This window comes from Pseudomonas sp. SWRI18 (genome assembly GCF_014268345.1).
Lineage (GTDB): Bacteria > Pseudomonadota > Gammaproteobacteria > Pseudomonadales > Pseudomonadaceae > Aquipseudomonas > Aquipseudomonas cedrina.
In genome coordinates this window covers 118333-132579 of record NZ_JACCQQ010000013.1, presented here as the reverse complement: position 1 = coordinate 132579, position 14247 = coordinate 118333, and the positions used below count along the sequence as shown (strand labels likewise).

At 64.1% G+C, this 14247-nt stretch carries 13 protein-coding genes and 2 riboswitches; of the genes, 8 read left to right on the top strand and 5 right to left on the bottom strand.

The annotated features are described in order from the left end of the window. The first annotated feature begins 167 nt into the window (after positions 1 to 167). Complete coding sequence (gene nfuA / locus H0Z09_RS16125; RefSeq protein WP_076952449.1) at positions 168 to 752, top strand: Fe-S biogenesis protein NfuA; 585 nt, start codon at positions 168 to 170, stop codon at positions 750 to 752. Between the two features lie 206 nt (positions 753 to 958). Here nfuA and cobM read toward each other — a convergent pair whose 3' ends face one another. From cobM to H0Z09_RS16105, 4 genes are all read right to left on the bottom strand, one after another. Then, on the bottom strand, positions 959 to 1705 hold the full coding sequence (cobM, locus tag H0Z09_RS16120; protein WP_186691420.1) for a precorrin-4 C(11)-methyltransferase: 747 nt from the start codon (positions 1703 to 1705) through the stop codon (positions 959 to 961). Between the two features lie 68 nt (positions 1706 to 1773). Next, a complete protein-coding gene (locus tag H0Z09_RS16115; RefSeq protein WP_186691419.1) occupies positions 1774 to 2166 on the bottom strand; it encodes a cobalamin biosynthesis protein in 393 nt (130 codons plus the stop codon). Then, positions 2163 to 2867 carry a CbtA family protein gene (locus H0Z09_RS16110; protein WP_186691418.1) on the bottom strand — a complete coding sequence of 235 codons (705 nt, stop codon included), beginning with the start codon at positions 2865 to 2867 and terminating at the stop codon, positions 2163 to 2165. Before H0Z09_RS16110 ends, H0Z09_RS16115 begins: the two co-directional genes overlap by 4 nt. Positions 2868 to 2878: 11 nt before the next feature. Further along, positions 2879 to 3067 (bottom strand): CbtB-domain containing protein, encoded by a 189-nt coding sequence (locus H0Z09_RS16105; protein WP_186691417.1) that lies wholly within the window; start codon positions 3065 to 3067, stop codon positions 2879 to 2881. A gap of 95 nt (positions 3068 to 3162) precedes the next feature. After that, positions 3163 to 3377, bottom strand: a riboswitch (cobalamin riboswitch). A 42-nt stretch (positions 3378 to 3419) separates the two neighbouring features. Further along, a riboswitch (cobalamin riboswitch) is annotated at positions 3420 to 3621 on the top strand. A gap of 91 nt (positions 3622 to 3712) precedes the next feature. On the opposite strand from H0Z09_RS16105, the gene cobW reads away from it, so the two are divergent. The 4 genes from cobW to H0Z09_RS16085 all read left to right on the top strand — a co-directional run bounded on the left by cobW (position 3713) and on the right by H0Z09_RS16085 (position 10299). Next, positions 3713 to 4774: a cobalamin biosynthesis protein CobW gene (cobW, locus tag H0Z09_RS16100; protein ID WP_186691416.1), complete on the top strand. Its 1062-nt coding sequence runs from the start codon at positions 3713 to 3715 to the stop codon at positions 4772 to 4774. Positions 4775 to 4777: 3 nt separating this feature from the next. Beyond that, the gene (gene cobN / locus H0Z09_RS16095; RefSeq protein ID WP_186691415.1) at positions 4778 to 8539 is read left to right on the top strand and encodes a cobaltochelatase subunit CobN; all 3762 of its coding nucleotides are present in this window, start codon (positions 4778 to 4780) and stop codon (positions 8537 to 8539) included. A gap of 105 nt (positions 8540 to 8644) precedes the next feature. Continuing rightward, positions 8645 to 9643, top strand: coding sequence for an AAA family ATPase (locus H0Z09_RS16090; protein WP_186691414.1), 999 nt, complete (start codon positions 8645 to 8647; stop codon positions 9641 to 9643). A gap of 53 nt (positions 9644 to 9696) precedes the next feature. Next, positions 9697 to 10299, top strand: coding sequence for a VWA domain-containing protein (locus tag H0Z09_RS16085; RefSeq protein ID WP_186691450.1), 603 nt, complete (start codon positions 9697 to 9699; stop codon positions 10297 to 10299). A gap of 124 nt (positions 10300 to 10423) precedes the next feature. Here the strand turns inward: H0Z09_RS16085 and H0Z09_RS16080 are convergent, their stop codons facing one another. Further along, positions 10424 to 11371 carry a DUF1853 family protein gene (locus H0Z09_RS16080; RefSeq protein ID WP_186691413.1) on the bottom strand — a complete coding sequence of 316 codons (948 nt, stop codon included), beginning with the start codon at positions 11369 to 11371 and terminating at the stop codon, positions 10424 to 10426. 144 nt (positions 11372 to 11515) lie between these two features. Between H0Z09_RS16080 and H0Z09_RS16075 the strand changes: the two genes are divergently transcribed. The 3 genes from H0Z09_RS16075 to H0Z09_RS16065 are packed head-to-tail and all read left to right on the top strand — an operon-like array spanning position 11516 to position 14243. Continuing rightward, positions 11516 to 12406 carry an NAD(+) kinase gene (locus H0Z09_RS16075; protein WP_003217892.1) on the top strand — a complete coding sequence of 297 codons (891 nt, stop codon included), beginning with the start codon at positions 11516 to 11518 and terminating at the stop codon, positions 12404 to 12406. After that, the gene (locus H0Z09_RS16070; RefSeq protein ID WP_186691449.1) at positions 12403 to 13377 is read left to right on the top strand and encodes a metallophosphoesterase; all 975 of its coding nucleotides are present in this window, start codon (positions 12403 to 12405) and stop codon (positions 13375 to 13377) included. Before H0Z09_RS16075 ends, H0Z09_RS16070 begins: the two co-directional genes overlap by 4 nt. Then, positions 13374 to 14243: a rhomboid family intramembrane serine protease gene (locus H0Z09_RS16065; RefSeq protein WP_186691412.1), complete on the top strand. Its 870-nt coding sequence runs from the start codon at positions 13374 to 13376 to the stop codon at positions 14241 to 14243. The genes H0Z09_RS16070 and H0Z09_RS16065 overlap by 4 nt, the downstream gene beginning before the upstream one ends. The last annotated feature ends 4 nt before the right edge of the window (positions 14244 to 14247 follow it).

Here is a 14247-nt window from a genome sequence, read left to right as displayed (position 1 = left end):
TTTTCATGAATTTCGTTCATGTTATTCGACGCATGCATCGGCCTGATACTGTCCTCTCAAACGAGAACGTCTGTCAGGCGTGCAGGGCTTTTCCGACAAAAATACTAGGACTTTGTACCTGCGTAATATTTTGGCGTAAACTGCGGGCAAGCCTGTGAGGAGTTTCCATGACCGCCATTACCATTACCGACGCCGCCCATGATTACCTGGCTGACCTGCTGTCCAAGCAGAACACCCCGGGTATCGGCATTCGCGTCTTTATCACCCAACCCGGCACCCAGTACGCCGAGACTTGCATTGCCTACTGCAAGCCCGGCGAAGAGAAGCCTGAAGACACCGCCCTGGGGCTGAAAAGCTTCACCGCGTATATCGACGCCTTCAGCGAAGCCTTCCTGGATGACGCCGTGGTTGACTACGCCACCGATCGCATGGGCGGCCAGTTGACCATCAAGGCGCCGAACGCCAAGGTGCCGAGCGTCAACGCCGACAGCCCGGTGAACGACCGCATCAACTACTACCTGCAAACCGAGATCAACCCTGGCTTGGCCAGCCATGGCGGCCAGGTCAGCCTGATCGACGTGGTGGAGGACGGCATCGCCGTGCTCAAGTTCGGCGGCGGCTGCCAGGGCTGCGGCCAGGCGGACGTGACCCTGCGCGAAGGCATCGAGCGCACGCTGCTTGAGCGTATCCCAGAGCTCAAGGGCGTGCGTGACGTGACCGACCACACGCAGAAAGAAAATGCCTACTACTGAGTAAGGTGTTCACTGCGGACAAAAAAACGGCGCCCCGTGAGCGCCGTTTTTTATACTTAAAATTCAATGTTTTGCGATATCTATCAGGCAAATTACATCAACTGTGGGAGCGGGCTTGCTCGCGAAAGCGTTGGGTCAGTCACCAATGATTTGACTGACACGTCGCATTCGCGAGCAAGCCCGCTCCCACAGTTTTGATCGCATATTCAGGGGCGATAGAGGTGCGCATGGCCAGCTCGATACAGCGACGACTCGCTGAAGCTATCGTTGGCGAGCACCCGCCCCACAATGATCAGCGCCGTGCGCCGAAAGCCTTTGGCCGCGACCTTTTCGCCGATATCACTCAACGTCCCCAGCGCCCAATCCTGATCCGGCCAGGTCGCCCGGTGCACCACGGCAATCGGGCAATCGGCGCCATAGTGCGGCAGCAGTTCGGCGACGATCTTCTCCAGATGGTTGACTCCCAGGTGAATTGCCATGGTGGTGCCATGCCGCGCCAGGCTGTCGAAATCTTCACCGGCCGGCATGCGGGTCTTGTCGGCATAGCGGGTCAGGATCACGCTCTGGGCGATGTCCGGCAGGGTCAACTCGGTTTCCAGTAACGCCGCGCACGCCGCTACCGCCGTGACGCCGGGAATGATCTGGAACGGGATGCCCAGCTCGCGCAGATGGCGGATCTGCTCGCCGATCGCCCCATACAGGCTCGGATCGCCGGAGTGCACGCGCGCCACGTCATGGCCTTGCGCGTGTGCAGTCTTGATCAGGTCGATGATCTGCTCGAGGTGCAATTCGGCACTGTTGACCACCTGTTCCGCCTGATGGTCTTCCAGCACCGCCGCCGGCACCAGCGAGCCGGCGTAGATGATCACCGGGCAACTGCGGATCAGTCGCTGGCCTTTGACGGTGATCAATTCCGGGTCGCCGGGGCCTGCACCAATGAAGTAGACGGTCATGGAAAATCCTGTTCAAAAACGCATGAGCATGAAGATTGCTCATGATTGCAGAGGGCGATTATCGGGTTTCAACCGGTCCACGCCAATGCAAAGGTGGCCTGGGCGGCTTTTTTGCGGGTGATCCGCAGATAGGCAGGGGCGTTGGAGAGGTCTTCGGCCAGGGCCAGGGCGGCGCTTTCGGCGACGCCGTAACAGCCGGTATGGGCAAAGGCGACGTCGGATTTGTGGCTCAGGCGGTCTTTATAAAACGCCAATTGTTCTGCGCTGAAGCAGCGTAAAGGCAGTTTCAATAAGCGCGCCAATGCGATTAATCCTGGCTCGTCTTGCCTTCGGTCGATACTGGCCAGCGCGGTTACCTGTTGACGCTCAATACCGCCCTCGGCGAGGGCGCCGTCAAACAGGGCCAGCAGGGCGTGAACGTCGCAACCCCTCTGGCAACCCAGGCCGACCACCAGGGTCATGCCGAGTATTGACCGTCGCGGTTGCGCCGGAACAACCAGGCGCTGATCAGGCCCAGGGCCAGCCAGAATGCGACGTTGGTCAGCTGCGAAGCTATCTTGAACTGCGTTTCCAGCGCCTCTGGCGCCAGCATCGAATGCACCAGCGGCTGCGGAGCGCCGATCACATGGGGAACGACCAGGATCGCCGTGCCCAGCACCTTGAGCAGCCAGTTGCGGCCAAACACGACCAGGGCGATTCCAACAGCGGTAGACGCGGCGGTGCCGATCCACCAGATCTGCCGCTGCGCCAGATCAGCAGCGGCGGTGCCCGGCAACTCGGGCGGCAGACCCATTGTCGGCGCCAGCACGAAGGTGGCATAGCCGGCCAGGCCCCACAGCACGCCATGGGCGGTACGGGTTGGAGCACGCAAGGTGTAGAGGCCTGCGAGCATCAAGGCAAAGCCGACGGCGACGACCAGATTGCCGCCCGTGGTAGACAGCACACGCTGCCAGCCATCTTCCGGTTCCCAGGCGCCTGCGTCGTGGGTGTGCGCCGCAACGCCGGCAGCATGCTCGTGGGCAACTTCAGTGACAGCCGGGGCCTGTTCAAAGGTTTCCGCCTGCAGAATCAACGGGGCTACCCAGAAACTTTGCAGCAGGGTCAGCAGCAGGGCGGCCAGCAAGCCAGTGAAGCCTGCGGTTTGTGCAATACGCTTGATCATGTCGGCAGGCCTCAGTGGCACGGGAACGCGGCGCTGTGGCGGGTATCGTGGGCAGCATTGTGCACCGCCTCGATGTGCGAAAAACCGGCGAAATATACCAGGCAGGCGCCGAGAATCGACGCACCGATGGCGGCGGTCAGGCGTTGGCTCAGGGTCGTGGTGCTGCTGGCGGAGTGCGAGGTGCTGCTGATGATCGACATGGCGCGTCCCTTTCAGGTGTCATGAGCGAACGAGCGCATGAAAACCCCGCGAGCCAGGCACGCAGGGTTCTGAACAGCGCCCGCCCACCGCGGGTTTGTTATCTGATTTTTCGGGCCGGTCTCCGGGCTTGCGAGGGGCTTATTGCCTGAAAACGTCGCCTTCCCATGCCTGGGGCACAGTGGATATGACGCTTCGCTCGCTTACCGTTGCGGGGGCAGCACCGGACTGGTCAGGCCTTTGATTAAAGAACCATGACGCACCGGTTTCCCGTTTCACCCTGTGAAGGGCACCCGAAACAAGGTGGGTAGAAGAGCATGGGCGGGCGATGGTAGTCAAATTCGGCGAGCCCCTGTAGCCTTGCACCCTCGAGGTTCTTCGGCCCAGGCCGAAGCTAAGAAGGGAACGCGGTTCAAGCCGCGGCTGCCCCCGCAACTGTGAAGGGTTTATCCGACTGCCACGCCACTGCCTCAACGGGCGGGAAGGCGCAGCCGGTGCCGGTCGCAAGACCCGCAAGCCCCAAGCCAGGAGACCTGCCTCGCAACCGATTTTCAATTCAACCGGGCGGGGTGATCCGGTGACGAAATCCGCTGCTGCGCGCCGTCGCAGGGCCTATCGTCCCGTATGCCCGCCCCAAAGGGCATCCGATGAAAACACTGGCCAAACTTCCCGTCACCATCGTTACCGGCTTCCTCGGTTCGGGCAAAACCACGTTGCTGCGCCATATGCTCGACAACGCCCAGGGCCGGCGCATTGCAGTGATCGTCAACGAATTTGGCGAGCTGGGCATCGACGGTGAAATCCTCAAGCAGTGCTCCATCGGTTGCACCGAGGAAGAAGCCAACGGCCGTGTCTATGAGCTGGCCAACGGCTGCCTGTGCTGCACCGTGCAGGAAGAGTTCTTCCCGGTGATGCGCGAATTGGTGGCGCGTCGTGGTGACCTCGACCACATTCTCATCGAAACCTCGGGCCTGGCCCTGCCAAAACCCTTGGTGCAAGCCTTCCAGTGGCCGGAAATCCGCAGCGCCTGCACCGTTGACGCGGTGATCACCGTGGTCGACAGCCCGGCCGTGGCCGCCGGTACGTTCGCCGCGTTCCCGGACCAGGTCGATGCCCAGCGCAAACTCGACCCGAACCTGGACCACGAATCGCCGCTGCACGAGCTGTTCGCCGACCAACTGGCCAGCGCCGACCTGGTGATCCTCAACAAGGCCGACCTGATCAGCGCCGAAGACCTGGCCCGCGTGCGCCTGGAAGTCGCCGAAGAACTGCCGCCGGCGGTGAAAGTCATCGAGGCCAGCAGCGGTCGCGTGCCGCTGGATGTGCTGATCGGGCTGGGCGCAGGTTCCGAGGAGCATATCGACGGACGCCACAGCCATCACGATCAACACCATGACGGTGAAGATGATCACGATCACGACGCTTTTGACTCTATTTCCATCGACCTGCCGCAAGCCGACGAAGCCTTGCTGCTCGACGCCTTGAGCCAATTGGTGGTGCAGCACGGCATCCTGCGCGTCAAGGGTTTCGCAGCGATCCCCAACAAACCGATGCGCCTGCTGATCCAGGGCGTGGGCACGCGGTTCGACAAACACTTCGACCGCGCCTGGGGCACCGATGAAGCACGCGTCACGCGGCTGGTGCTGATCGGCCAGGACCTGGACGCCGCCGGCCTCGAAGCGCAACTGCGCGCCGCCCTCAGCGCCTGACCCATGCACCTGCTCAGGACCCAGCCCGGTGGTTTCGTCTCGGACGACAACATCGCCGACCTTGGCCAGACCCCCGCTGAACTGGTGATCCTGTGCAGCGGCGACTCCAGCCTGGCGCTGCTTGCCGAAGCGGCGCAGCAACTGCCGGGCGATTACCCGACCTTTCGCCTGGCCAACCCGATGCAGGTGCAGAATCACGCGTCGGTCGACCTGTACGTCGATGAAGTGCTGCGCCATGCCAAGGTCATCCTGATTTCGCTGCACGGTGGCATCGGCTATTGGCGCTACGGCATTGAGCGCCTGGTGGAATTGGCCGAGCGCGGCGTACAGCTGATCCTGGTGCCGGGAGATGATCGTCCGGACCCGGAGCTCAGCAGCCTCAGCACCGTAGGGCCGCAGGAACGCGACCGCCTCTGGCACTTCCTGCGTCAGGGCGGGCTGGCCAATGCCTTGGATTTCTATCGATGCCTGGCCGCCGGTTATCTGGGCCGCGACTACGCCTGGGCCGAGCCGCAAACCCTGCCGCGCACCGCGATTTATCATCCGCGCCACGCCAATGCCCGCCTGAGCGACTGGCAGGCGGACTGGAACGCCGACTGGCCGGTGGCGGCGGTGCTGTTCTATCGCTCACATTTGCAGGCGGCCAACACCGGATTTATCGAGGTGTTCTGCCAGCGCTTGCAGGCAGCGGGGCTGAACCCGTTGCCGATGGCGGTGGCCAGCCTTAAAGAGCCCGGCTGCCTGGCGACGGTCGAAGACTGGTTGGATGAAGTCGGCGCTGCGGTGATCCTGAACACCACCGGGTTTGCCCAATCCAGCCCGGAGGCGCCGCACTTGCGCCCGTTTCGCCGCAATATTCCGGTGATCCAGGCGATCTGCGCCCAGGACAACCAGCCCGGTTGGGAGGCCAGCGAGCAAGGCCTCGGGCCGCGCGACCTGGCGATGCACATCGCCTTGCCGGAACTGGACGGGCGCATTATCAGCCGGCCGATCAGCTTCAAGGACCTGGCCTGGCGCAGCGAGCGCAGCCAGTCGGACGTGGTGTGCTACCGCGCCGCGCCCGAGCGCATGGATTTCGTCGCCGAGCTGGCGCGCCGCTGGGTCGAACTGGCGCGGGTGGCGAACGCAGACAAACGCGTCGCGCTGATCCTCGCCAACTACCCGACCCGCGACGGCCGTATCGGCAATGGTGTCGGCCTGGATACGCCGGCGGCGGCGCTGAATATCCTGCGCGCCCTGCAAGCCGAAGGCTATCCGCTGCCGCACGTGTTGCCCGACAGCGGCACTGAGCTGATCCACGCGCTGCTCGGCGGCGTGACCAACGACCTCGACAGTCTCGACCTGCGCCCTTGCCATCAAAGCCTGGACCTGGACGCCTACGAAACGATGTTCAAGCGCCTGCCCGAGGCCAACCGCCAGGCGGTGCTGGAACGCTGGGGCGCGCCGCATAACGACCCGATGTTCCGCGACGGCCGCCTGATGATCGCCGGTCTGCGCCTGGGCCTGACCTTTGTCGGCATCCAGCCGGCGCGGGGTTATCAGGTGGATGCCAGCGCCGTTTACCACGACCCGGACCTGGTGCCGCCCCACGGTTACCTGGCGTTCTACTTCTGGCTGCGCCATACCTATGGCGCCCACGCCGTCATCCACGTGGGCAAGCACGGCAACCTGGAATGGCTGCCGGGCAAGGGCGTCGGTCTCTCGGAAAACTGCTGGCCCGATGCACTGTTGGGGCCGTTGCCGAATATCTACCCGTTCATCGTCAACGATCCGGGGGAGGGCGCCCAAGCCAAGCGGCGCACCCAGGCGGTCATCATCGACCACCTGATGCCACCCCTGACCCGCGCCGAAACCTATGGCCCGTTGCGTAACCTCGAACTGTTGGCCGACGAGTATTACGAAGCACAGCTGCTCGACCCACGCCGCGCGCTGGAGCTGCAGAAAGATATCCTCAAACTGGTGCGCGAAACCCGTATCGACCAGGAGCTGGAGCTGGAGAGCGATGCCGACGCGGCCGTGTGGCTGCCGCGCCTGGACACTTACCTGTGCGATCTGAAGGAGTCGCAGATCCGTGACGGCCTGCACATCTTTGGCGAGTCGCCTCAAGGCCGTCTGCGAATCGACACCTTGCTTGCCCTGCTGCGCATCCCGCGTGGCGATGGCCGTGGCGCGCAATCGAGTTTGCTGCGCGCATTGGCCAAGGCGTTCGAGCTGGGCTTTGATCCGCTCGATTGCGCCCTGGCCGAACCCTGGACCGAACGCCGCCCGCAGGTATTGCAGCAGATAGACGCGCAGCTGTGGCGCACCGCCGGCGATACCCGCGAGCGCCTGGAGCTGTACGCGGCCCGCTTGATCGAGCAGGCGCTGCAAGGGCCGCTGGAACAGTTGGACGCGCCCGGGTGGGAGGACGTGAAGGCGGTGATCGCAAGCCTGCTTAGCGTGGTTGCGCCACGCCTGGACGCCTGCGGCCCGGCGGAGATGCGTGGCTTGCTGGATGCCCTGAGCGGCCGCTTTGTGCCCGCCGGACCCAGTGGCGCACCGAGTCGCGGGCGCCTCGACGTGCTGCCGACCGGGCGTAACTTTTTCAGCGTCGACGTGCGCAACCTGCCCACCACCACCGCCTGGCGCATTGGCTTCCAATCGGCCAACCTGATACTGGAACGGCACCTGCAGGACCACGGCGACCACTTGCGCCAGCTCGGCCTGTCGGTCTGGGGTACCGCCACCATGCGTACCGGCGGCGATGATATCGCCCAGGCCATGGCGTTGATGGGCGTGCGCCCGGTATGGGCGACGGGCAGCCAGAGGGTGGATGACTTTGAAATCCTGCCGATCAGCCTGCTCGACCGCCCGCGTGTGGATGTGACGCTGCGTGTGTCCGGCTTTTTCCGCGATGCCTTCGCCAACCTGATTCGCCTGTTCGACGCGGCGGTACAGGCGGTGGCCGCGCTGGATGAGCCGGATGACATGAACCCGCTGGCCGCTAAAGTGCGCAGTGAGCGTGAAGCGCTGCTCAAGTCCGGCCTGGACCAGGCGGCGGCGGCCAGGCAGGCCGGCTGGCGCATCTTCGGCGCCAAGCCCGGCGCCTATGGTGCGGGCGTGCAGGGCGCGATTGACGGTCGCCTGTGGCAAAGCCGCGACGACTTGGCCGAGGTCTACCTGAATTGGGGGGGCTACGCCTATGGCGGCTCCGACGAAGGCACCGCCGCCCGCGAACAATTCGCCCAGCGCCTGAGCCAGGTGCAGGCGGTGTTGCAGAACCAGGACAACCGCGAGCACGACCTGCTGGATTCCAACGATTACTACCAATTCCAGGGCGGCATGCTCGCCGCCGTCGAAACCCTGAGTGGCGACAAGGCCGCCAGTTACCATGGCGACCATAGCCAGCCGGACCTGCCGAAGATCCGCACCCTGAAGGAAGAGCTGAACCGGGTGATCCGTTCCCGCGCCGCCAACCCCAAGTGGATCGAGGGTGTGAAGCGCCACGGCTATAAAGGTGCGTTCGAGATGGCCGCGACCGTGGACAACCTGTTCGCCTTCGACGCCACCACGGCACTGATTGACGATCACCAATACGCCTTGCTCGCCGATGCCTACCTGCTCGACCCCGACACCCGGGACTTTGTGCAACAGCACAACCCCGATGCCCTGCGCGACATGACCGAGCGCATGCTCGAAGCCCAGCAGCGCGGCATGTGGCAAGAGCCGGGGGCCTACCGCGAGGCGCTGGAAAACCTGTTGCTGGATATAGAAGAAGACAGCTGAGATGCCGCGCCTGACTTGTTGTGGCGAGCGGGCTTGCCCCGCGTTGGGCTGCGTAGCAGCCCCATTGAGGGCATCCCTGAGCGATGAAATTGACCGAGGATTCGCATGACTGATACTCCCCATTTCCCGCTGTCCGCCGTGGTCGGCGCCGACGATTTGAAACTGGCGCTGTGCCTGACCGCCATCGATCCGAAGATCGGCGGTGTTTTGATCGAAGGCCCGCGTGGCATGGCCAAGTCGACCCTGGCGCGTGGCTTGGCCGACCTGTTGGCCAGCGGCCAGTTCGTCACGCTGCCGTTGGGCGCCACCGAAGAGCGCCTTGTCGGCACCTTGGATCTGGACGTCGCGCTCGGCGAAGGCCGCGCGCAGTTTTCCCCTGGCGTGCTGGCCAAGGCTGACGGCGGCGTTCTCTACGTCGACGAGGTCAACTTGCTGCCCGATCACCTGGTGGACCTGCTGCTGGATGTGGCCGCCAGCGGCACCAACCTGATCGAGCGCGACGGCATTTCCCATCGCCATTCGGCGCGCTTCGTGTTGATCGGCACGATGAACCCGGAGGAGGGCGAGTTGCGCCCGCAACTGCTCGACCGCTTTGGTTTCAATGTGGCGCTGAGCGGGCAGACCTTGCCGGCCGAACGCGGGCAGATCATCCGTCGTCGCCTGGATTTCGACAGCGACCCGGCTGGGTTTTGTGCGCAATGGGCCCATAAGCAGGCGGCACTGCGCGAACGCTGCACCCAGGCGCGGGCGCAGCTGGACCGTATCGAACTGGATGACCAGGCGCTGGCGCAAATCACCGAGCGGTGTTTCGCCGCCGGTGTCGATGGGCTGCGCGCGGACCTGGTCTGGCTGCGCGGCGCCAGGGCCCATGCCGCTTGGCGCGGCGCCAGCGCTATCGCCGAGCAAGACATCGAAGCGGTTGCCGAATTTGCCCTGCGCCATCGTCGACAAGAGCAAGCGCCCCCGGCCAGCCCGCCGAGCGAAGGGCAGTCGCCTGGAGCCTCCGACACCTCGCCGGCCCAGGGCCAGTGGGGCGACATGCCCGCAGCGGCGTTGCCCACGGGCGCTCGTCGCGACGTGCCGAGCTGGCCAAAAAAGCCCTAGGCATTCGCCCCCGGCCTGACACGGGGGCGGATGCCCGGCCCAAGTCGGGCCGACTGGACAGCGGCAGGCAGGGCAAGGCGCGCAGTGCCAGGCAGGGCTCGATCGATTGGCCGGGCACCTTGCTCGGCGGTCGGCCGCAATCCCGCGAGGATTTGCGGTTTCACCTGCGCAGCCGTTCGGCCCATGAATTGTGGCTGGTGATTGTCGATGCGTCGGCGTCCACCCGCCGGCATCGTGCACTCACTGACGCCAAGGGCCTGCTGGCGCAACTGTTTGATGACGCTTATCGCCAGCGGGCGCGCATGGCGTTATTGACGGCGAGCGGGCAGTCGCCCAAATGGCAAGTGCAGGGGCTTAAGGCGGCCAAGACGCTGGCGGGCTGGCTGGAGCAACTGGGCGCGGGCGGCGGCACGCCGTTGCTGGCGGCACTGGCTGAGGCCGGGCAATGGCTGGCGGCGCGGCGCAAGCGCTATCCGGCGGAGCAGCAGCGATTGCTGGTGATTACCGATGGACGGCTGAAGGATGTGGCTGGATTACCCGTGCTGGAGTGCCCGGGGCTGCTGGTGGATATCGAGCGTGGGCCGATCAGGCTGGGAAGGGCCCAGGAGCTGGCGGTTGGGTTGCAGTTGGATTATCGGCATATTGACGAGCTGTAGCGCTCGGGCCATCGCATTCGCGAGCAAGCCCGCTCCCACATTCGACCGCATTCCAAAGGATGTACCCGGTTAACTGTGGGAGCGGGCTTGCTCGCGAAGAGGCCCTCGACAACACCCCTAAACCTCAGCCCGCCCCCGGCACATTCGGCCAAAGATCCGCCACCAGAAACAACCGCTCGGCCTCTTCCCATTCCTCACCGACCTGAACCAGCCGCACCAGCAACTGCGCCGGGGCCATCGGGTCCAGGTCGGCCAGCCAACCCTGCATCTGCTCCTCGCTCCACACTTCATCCGCCGGGTAATGCGCCGGTGCCAGCCAGGCATGCCGGGGCAAGGGCTGCCAGCGGCCGGGCGGGCGCGTGCTGACAAATCGCAACCAATCACGTTGATGCAACCAACGGCCCCGCAAATGCTGTGGATGAGCACCGCCAGGCGCCAGGGCTTCGCCGGGCCAGGGGTACAGCAAATACCCGCCCAGCCACAAATGCGCATCGAACTGCTGGATGTCCAACGCGGCCAACGCCTCACGGCTCTCCGGCCGTGCTGAGATCGGCAATTGATGCTGGGCCAGGTGCGCGAGCTTGCGGTCCAGCCGGTCATGGCAACCCGGCCCGAGCCACTGCGCCGGGTCCTGGCCGTTGCCGTCCTGGGGGCCCAGGTAGAGTTTGATCGCCAGTTCCAGGTGATGCACGCCATCGCGGTCGCGCAGCACCATGTCCAACTCGCCGAGGGTGTGCCCGGCGCGGCGGATTGGCAGGTTGGCGGCCAACAGCTCAACGCCGGGCGCGTGCTGCACGGCGAACTGCCACAGGCGTTCGTAATACAGGCCCAGGCGACGGGTGCGTGCCAGGCTCAGCCACTGCTGCAAGGCGCTGCTGTCCTGGTCGAGCTGGCGAAGCCACTGTTCAAGCATCTGCGGCGCCCGCACCCAATCGCTGCCGGCCAGCGGGTGGCGTTGCGGCCAGGGCGTCTGCGCCAGCATCGGTGGGGCGAGCATCACCCACGCCAGGTCGCGCACTTCGGGGTGGCGCAGTTGGCGGGGCAGGTTGTGCAGATCCGGGAACACAGTCATGGTCCGAGCATAGCCTTTTAACTTCAGTGAGGGTGGCTGAGAACCGTTGTCATCAAGGGTTCATGGCGACAAAGGATTTTGCCTGACGCGGCCTTTCGCCCATAATCGTTCTTTTTTGCCACACCCCAATCCCGCGGGAGCCCCATGGAGCAATTTCGCAATATCGGCATCATCGGTCGCCTGGGCAGTACCCAGGTATTGGACACCGTCCGCCGGCTGAAAAAATTCCTGCTGGAACGCCACCTGCACGTGATCCTCGAAGACACCATCGCTGAAATCCTGCCGGGCCATGGCCTGCAGACCTCGTCGCGCAAGATGCTCGGCGAAGTCTGTGACATGGTCATCGTGGTCGGTGGCGATGGCAGCCTGCTTGGCGCCGCCCGCGCCCTGGCGCGGCACAACGTGCCGGTGCTGGGGATCAACCGGGGCAGCCTGGGGTTCCTCACCGACATCCGCCCCGATGAGCTGGAAGTCGAAGTGGCCAAGGTGCTCGACGGCCATTATCTGGTGGAAAACCGCTTCCTGCTGCAGGCCGAAGTGCGCCGTCACGGTGAAGCCATCGGCCAGGGCGATGCCCTCAACGACGTGGTGCTGCACCCCGGCAAATCCACGCGCATGATCGAATTCGAACTCTATATAGACGGCCAGTTCGTGTGCAGCCAGAAGGCCGACGGCCTGATCGTCGCCACGCCGACCGGCTCCACTGCTTACGCGCTGTCGGCGGGCGGCCCGATCATGCATCCCAAGCTGGATGCCATTGTGATCGTGCCGATGTATCCCCATATGTTGTCCAGCAGGCCCATTGTGGTCGATGGCAATAGTGAGCTGAAGATAGTGGTGTCCAAAGACATGCAGATTTACCCGCAAGTCTCCTGCGACGGGCAGAACCATTTCACCTGTGCGCCCGGTGACACCATCACCGTGAGCAAAAAGGCGCAGAAACTGCGGCTGATCCATCCGCTGGATCACAACTACTACGAAGTGTGCCGCACCAAGCTAGGCTGGGGCAGCCGTTTGGGGGGTGGAGGCGACTGATGCTCGATCCCGCGCGTAGCTACGACCTGATTGGTGACGTGCACGGTTGCGCCCATACCCTCGAGCACCTGCTCGACCTGCTGGGCTACCACAAGCAGGGCGGTACCTGGCGTCATCCGTCACGCATGGCGGTGTTCCTCGGCGATATCATCGACCGTGGCCCGCGTATCCGTGAGGCGCTGCACATCGTCCACGACATGACCGAGGCCGGCCAGGCGCTGTGTATCATGGGCAACCATGAGTTCAATGCGCTGGGCTGGACCACCCAGGCGCCGCCCGGCAGTGGCCGGCAGTTCGTGCGCGAGCACACCCCACGGCATGCGCGCCTGATCCAGGAAACCCTGACTCAGTTCGAGCAACACCCCGCCGACTGGCGCGACTTCCTCGACTGGTTCTACGAAATGCCGCTGTTCGTCGACGCCGGACGCTTCCGTGTGGTGCATGCCTGCTGGGACCAAGGCGTGATCGAGCCGCTGCGCGCGACCTTCCCGGACGGCTGCATCGACCAGCACTTCCTGCAGGCCGCCGCCGTACCGGGCAGTTTCGCCTGCAACGCGTTCGACCGCCTGCTGCGCGGCACCGACATGCGCCTGCCCGACGGCCTCACGCTGACCGGTGGCGACGGGCTGACGCGCTCGTTCTTTCGCACCAAGTTCTGGGAAGACGATCCGAAAACCTACGGCGACATCGTGTTCCAGCCCGACGCGCTGCCGGAGCCGGTAGCGCGTACGCCGCTGTCCTCCGCGCAAAAGAATTCGCTGCTGCGCTACGGCGTCGACGAGCCCCTGTTGTTCGTCGGGCATTACTGGCGCAGCGGCACACCGGCCCCGATCCGCCCGAACCTGGCCTGCCTGGACTACAGCGCGGTGCTGTACGGCAAACTGGTAGCGTATCGCCTGGACCAGGAAACCCGCCTGGACCCGCATAAATTCGTATGGGTCGACGTAGAGCGGCCCGAGGTGATCGCATGAGTACCGTGCCTGTATTGCGCTTGCCCCTGAGCGTCGACCTGGGTGGTTTCGTCAAGTTGCTGCAACGCATGCAAGTGCCCCATCGTGTCAGCGAAGAAGCGGGAGAGCAGGTGCTATGGGTGCCCGAAACTATCAGTGACGACGTGCGCGTGTTGTACCAGCGCTTTCCTGCCGGTGATCCGGACCGGCAACTGGATATTCCCGAGCAGGCACCGGTTGCGCGTCTGAGCTTCCTCCAGCAAGTGCGCCAAAGCCCGGTAACGGCCCTGGTGCTGCTGGCGAGCATGATTGTAGGGGCGGTGACCTTGCTCGGCGAAAACCTGCAAGCCATGAGCTGGCTGACCTTCCTGCCGTTTCGCATTCTCGGTGAGTACATCCAGTTCACGCCTCTGGCCGATAGCCTGGCGTCGGGGCAGTGGTGGCGCCTGGTCACGCCCATGCTGATCCACTTCGGTATCTTGCACCTGGCCATGAACGGCATGTGGTATTGGGAGCTGGGGCGGCGCATCGAGGCACGCCAGGGCAGTATCAACTTGCTGGGCTTGACCCTGTTGTTCAGCCTGGTCTCCAACTACGCGCAATACGCCTACGGCGGCCCGGGCCTGTTCGGCGGTTTGTCCGGCGTGTTGTATGGCCTGCTCGGGCATTGCTGGATCTTCTACTTATTGTCGCCCAACCCGGCGTATCGCTTGCCCCGCGGTGTGCTGGCGATGATGCTGATCTGGTTGGTGCTGTGCATGTCGGGGCTGGTTTCGGTGATCGGTTTCGGCGAGATCGCCAACGCGGCTCATGTGGGCGGCCTGGTTATCGGTTGCCTGACCGGTTTGCTGGGCGGTCTTTATAATCGTCGCAAGTCTTCTATTTGATAAG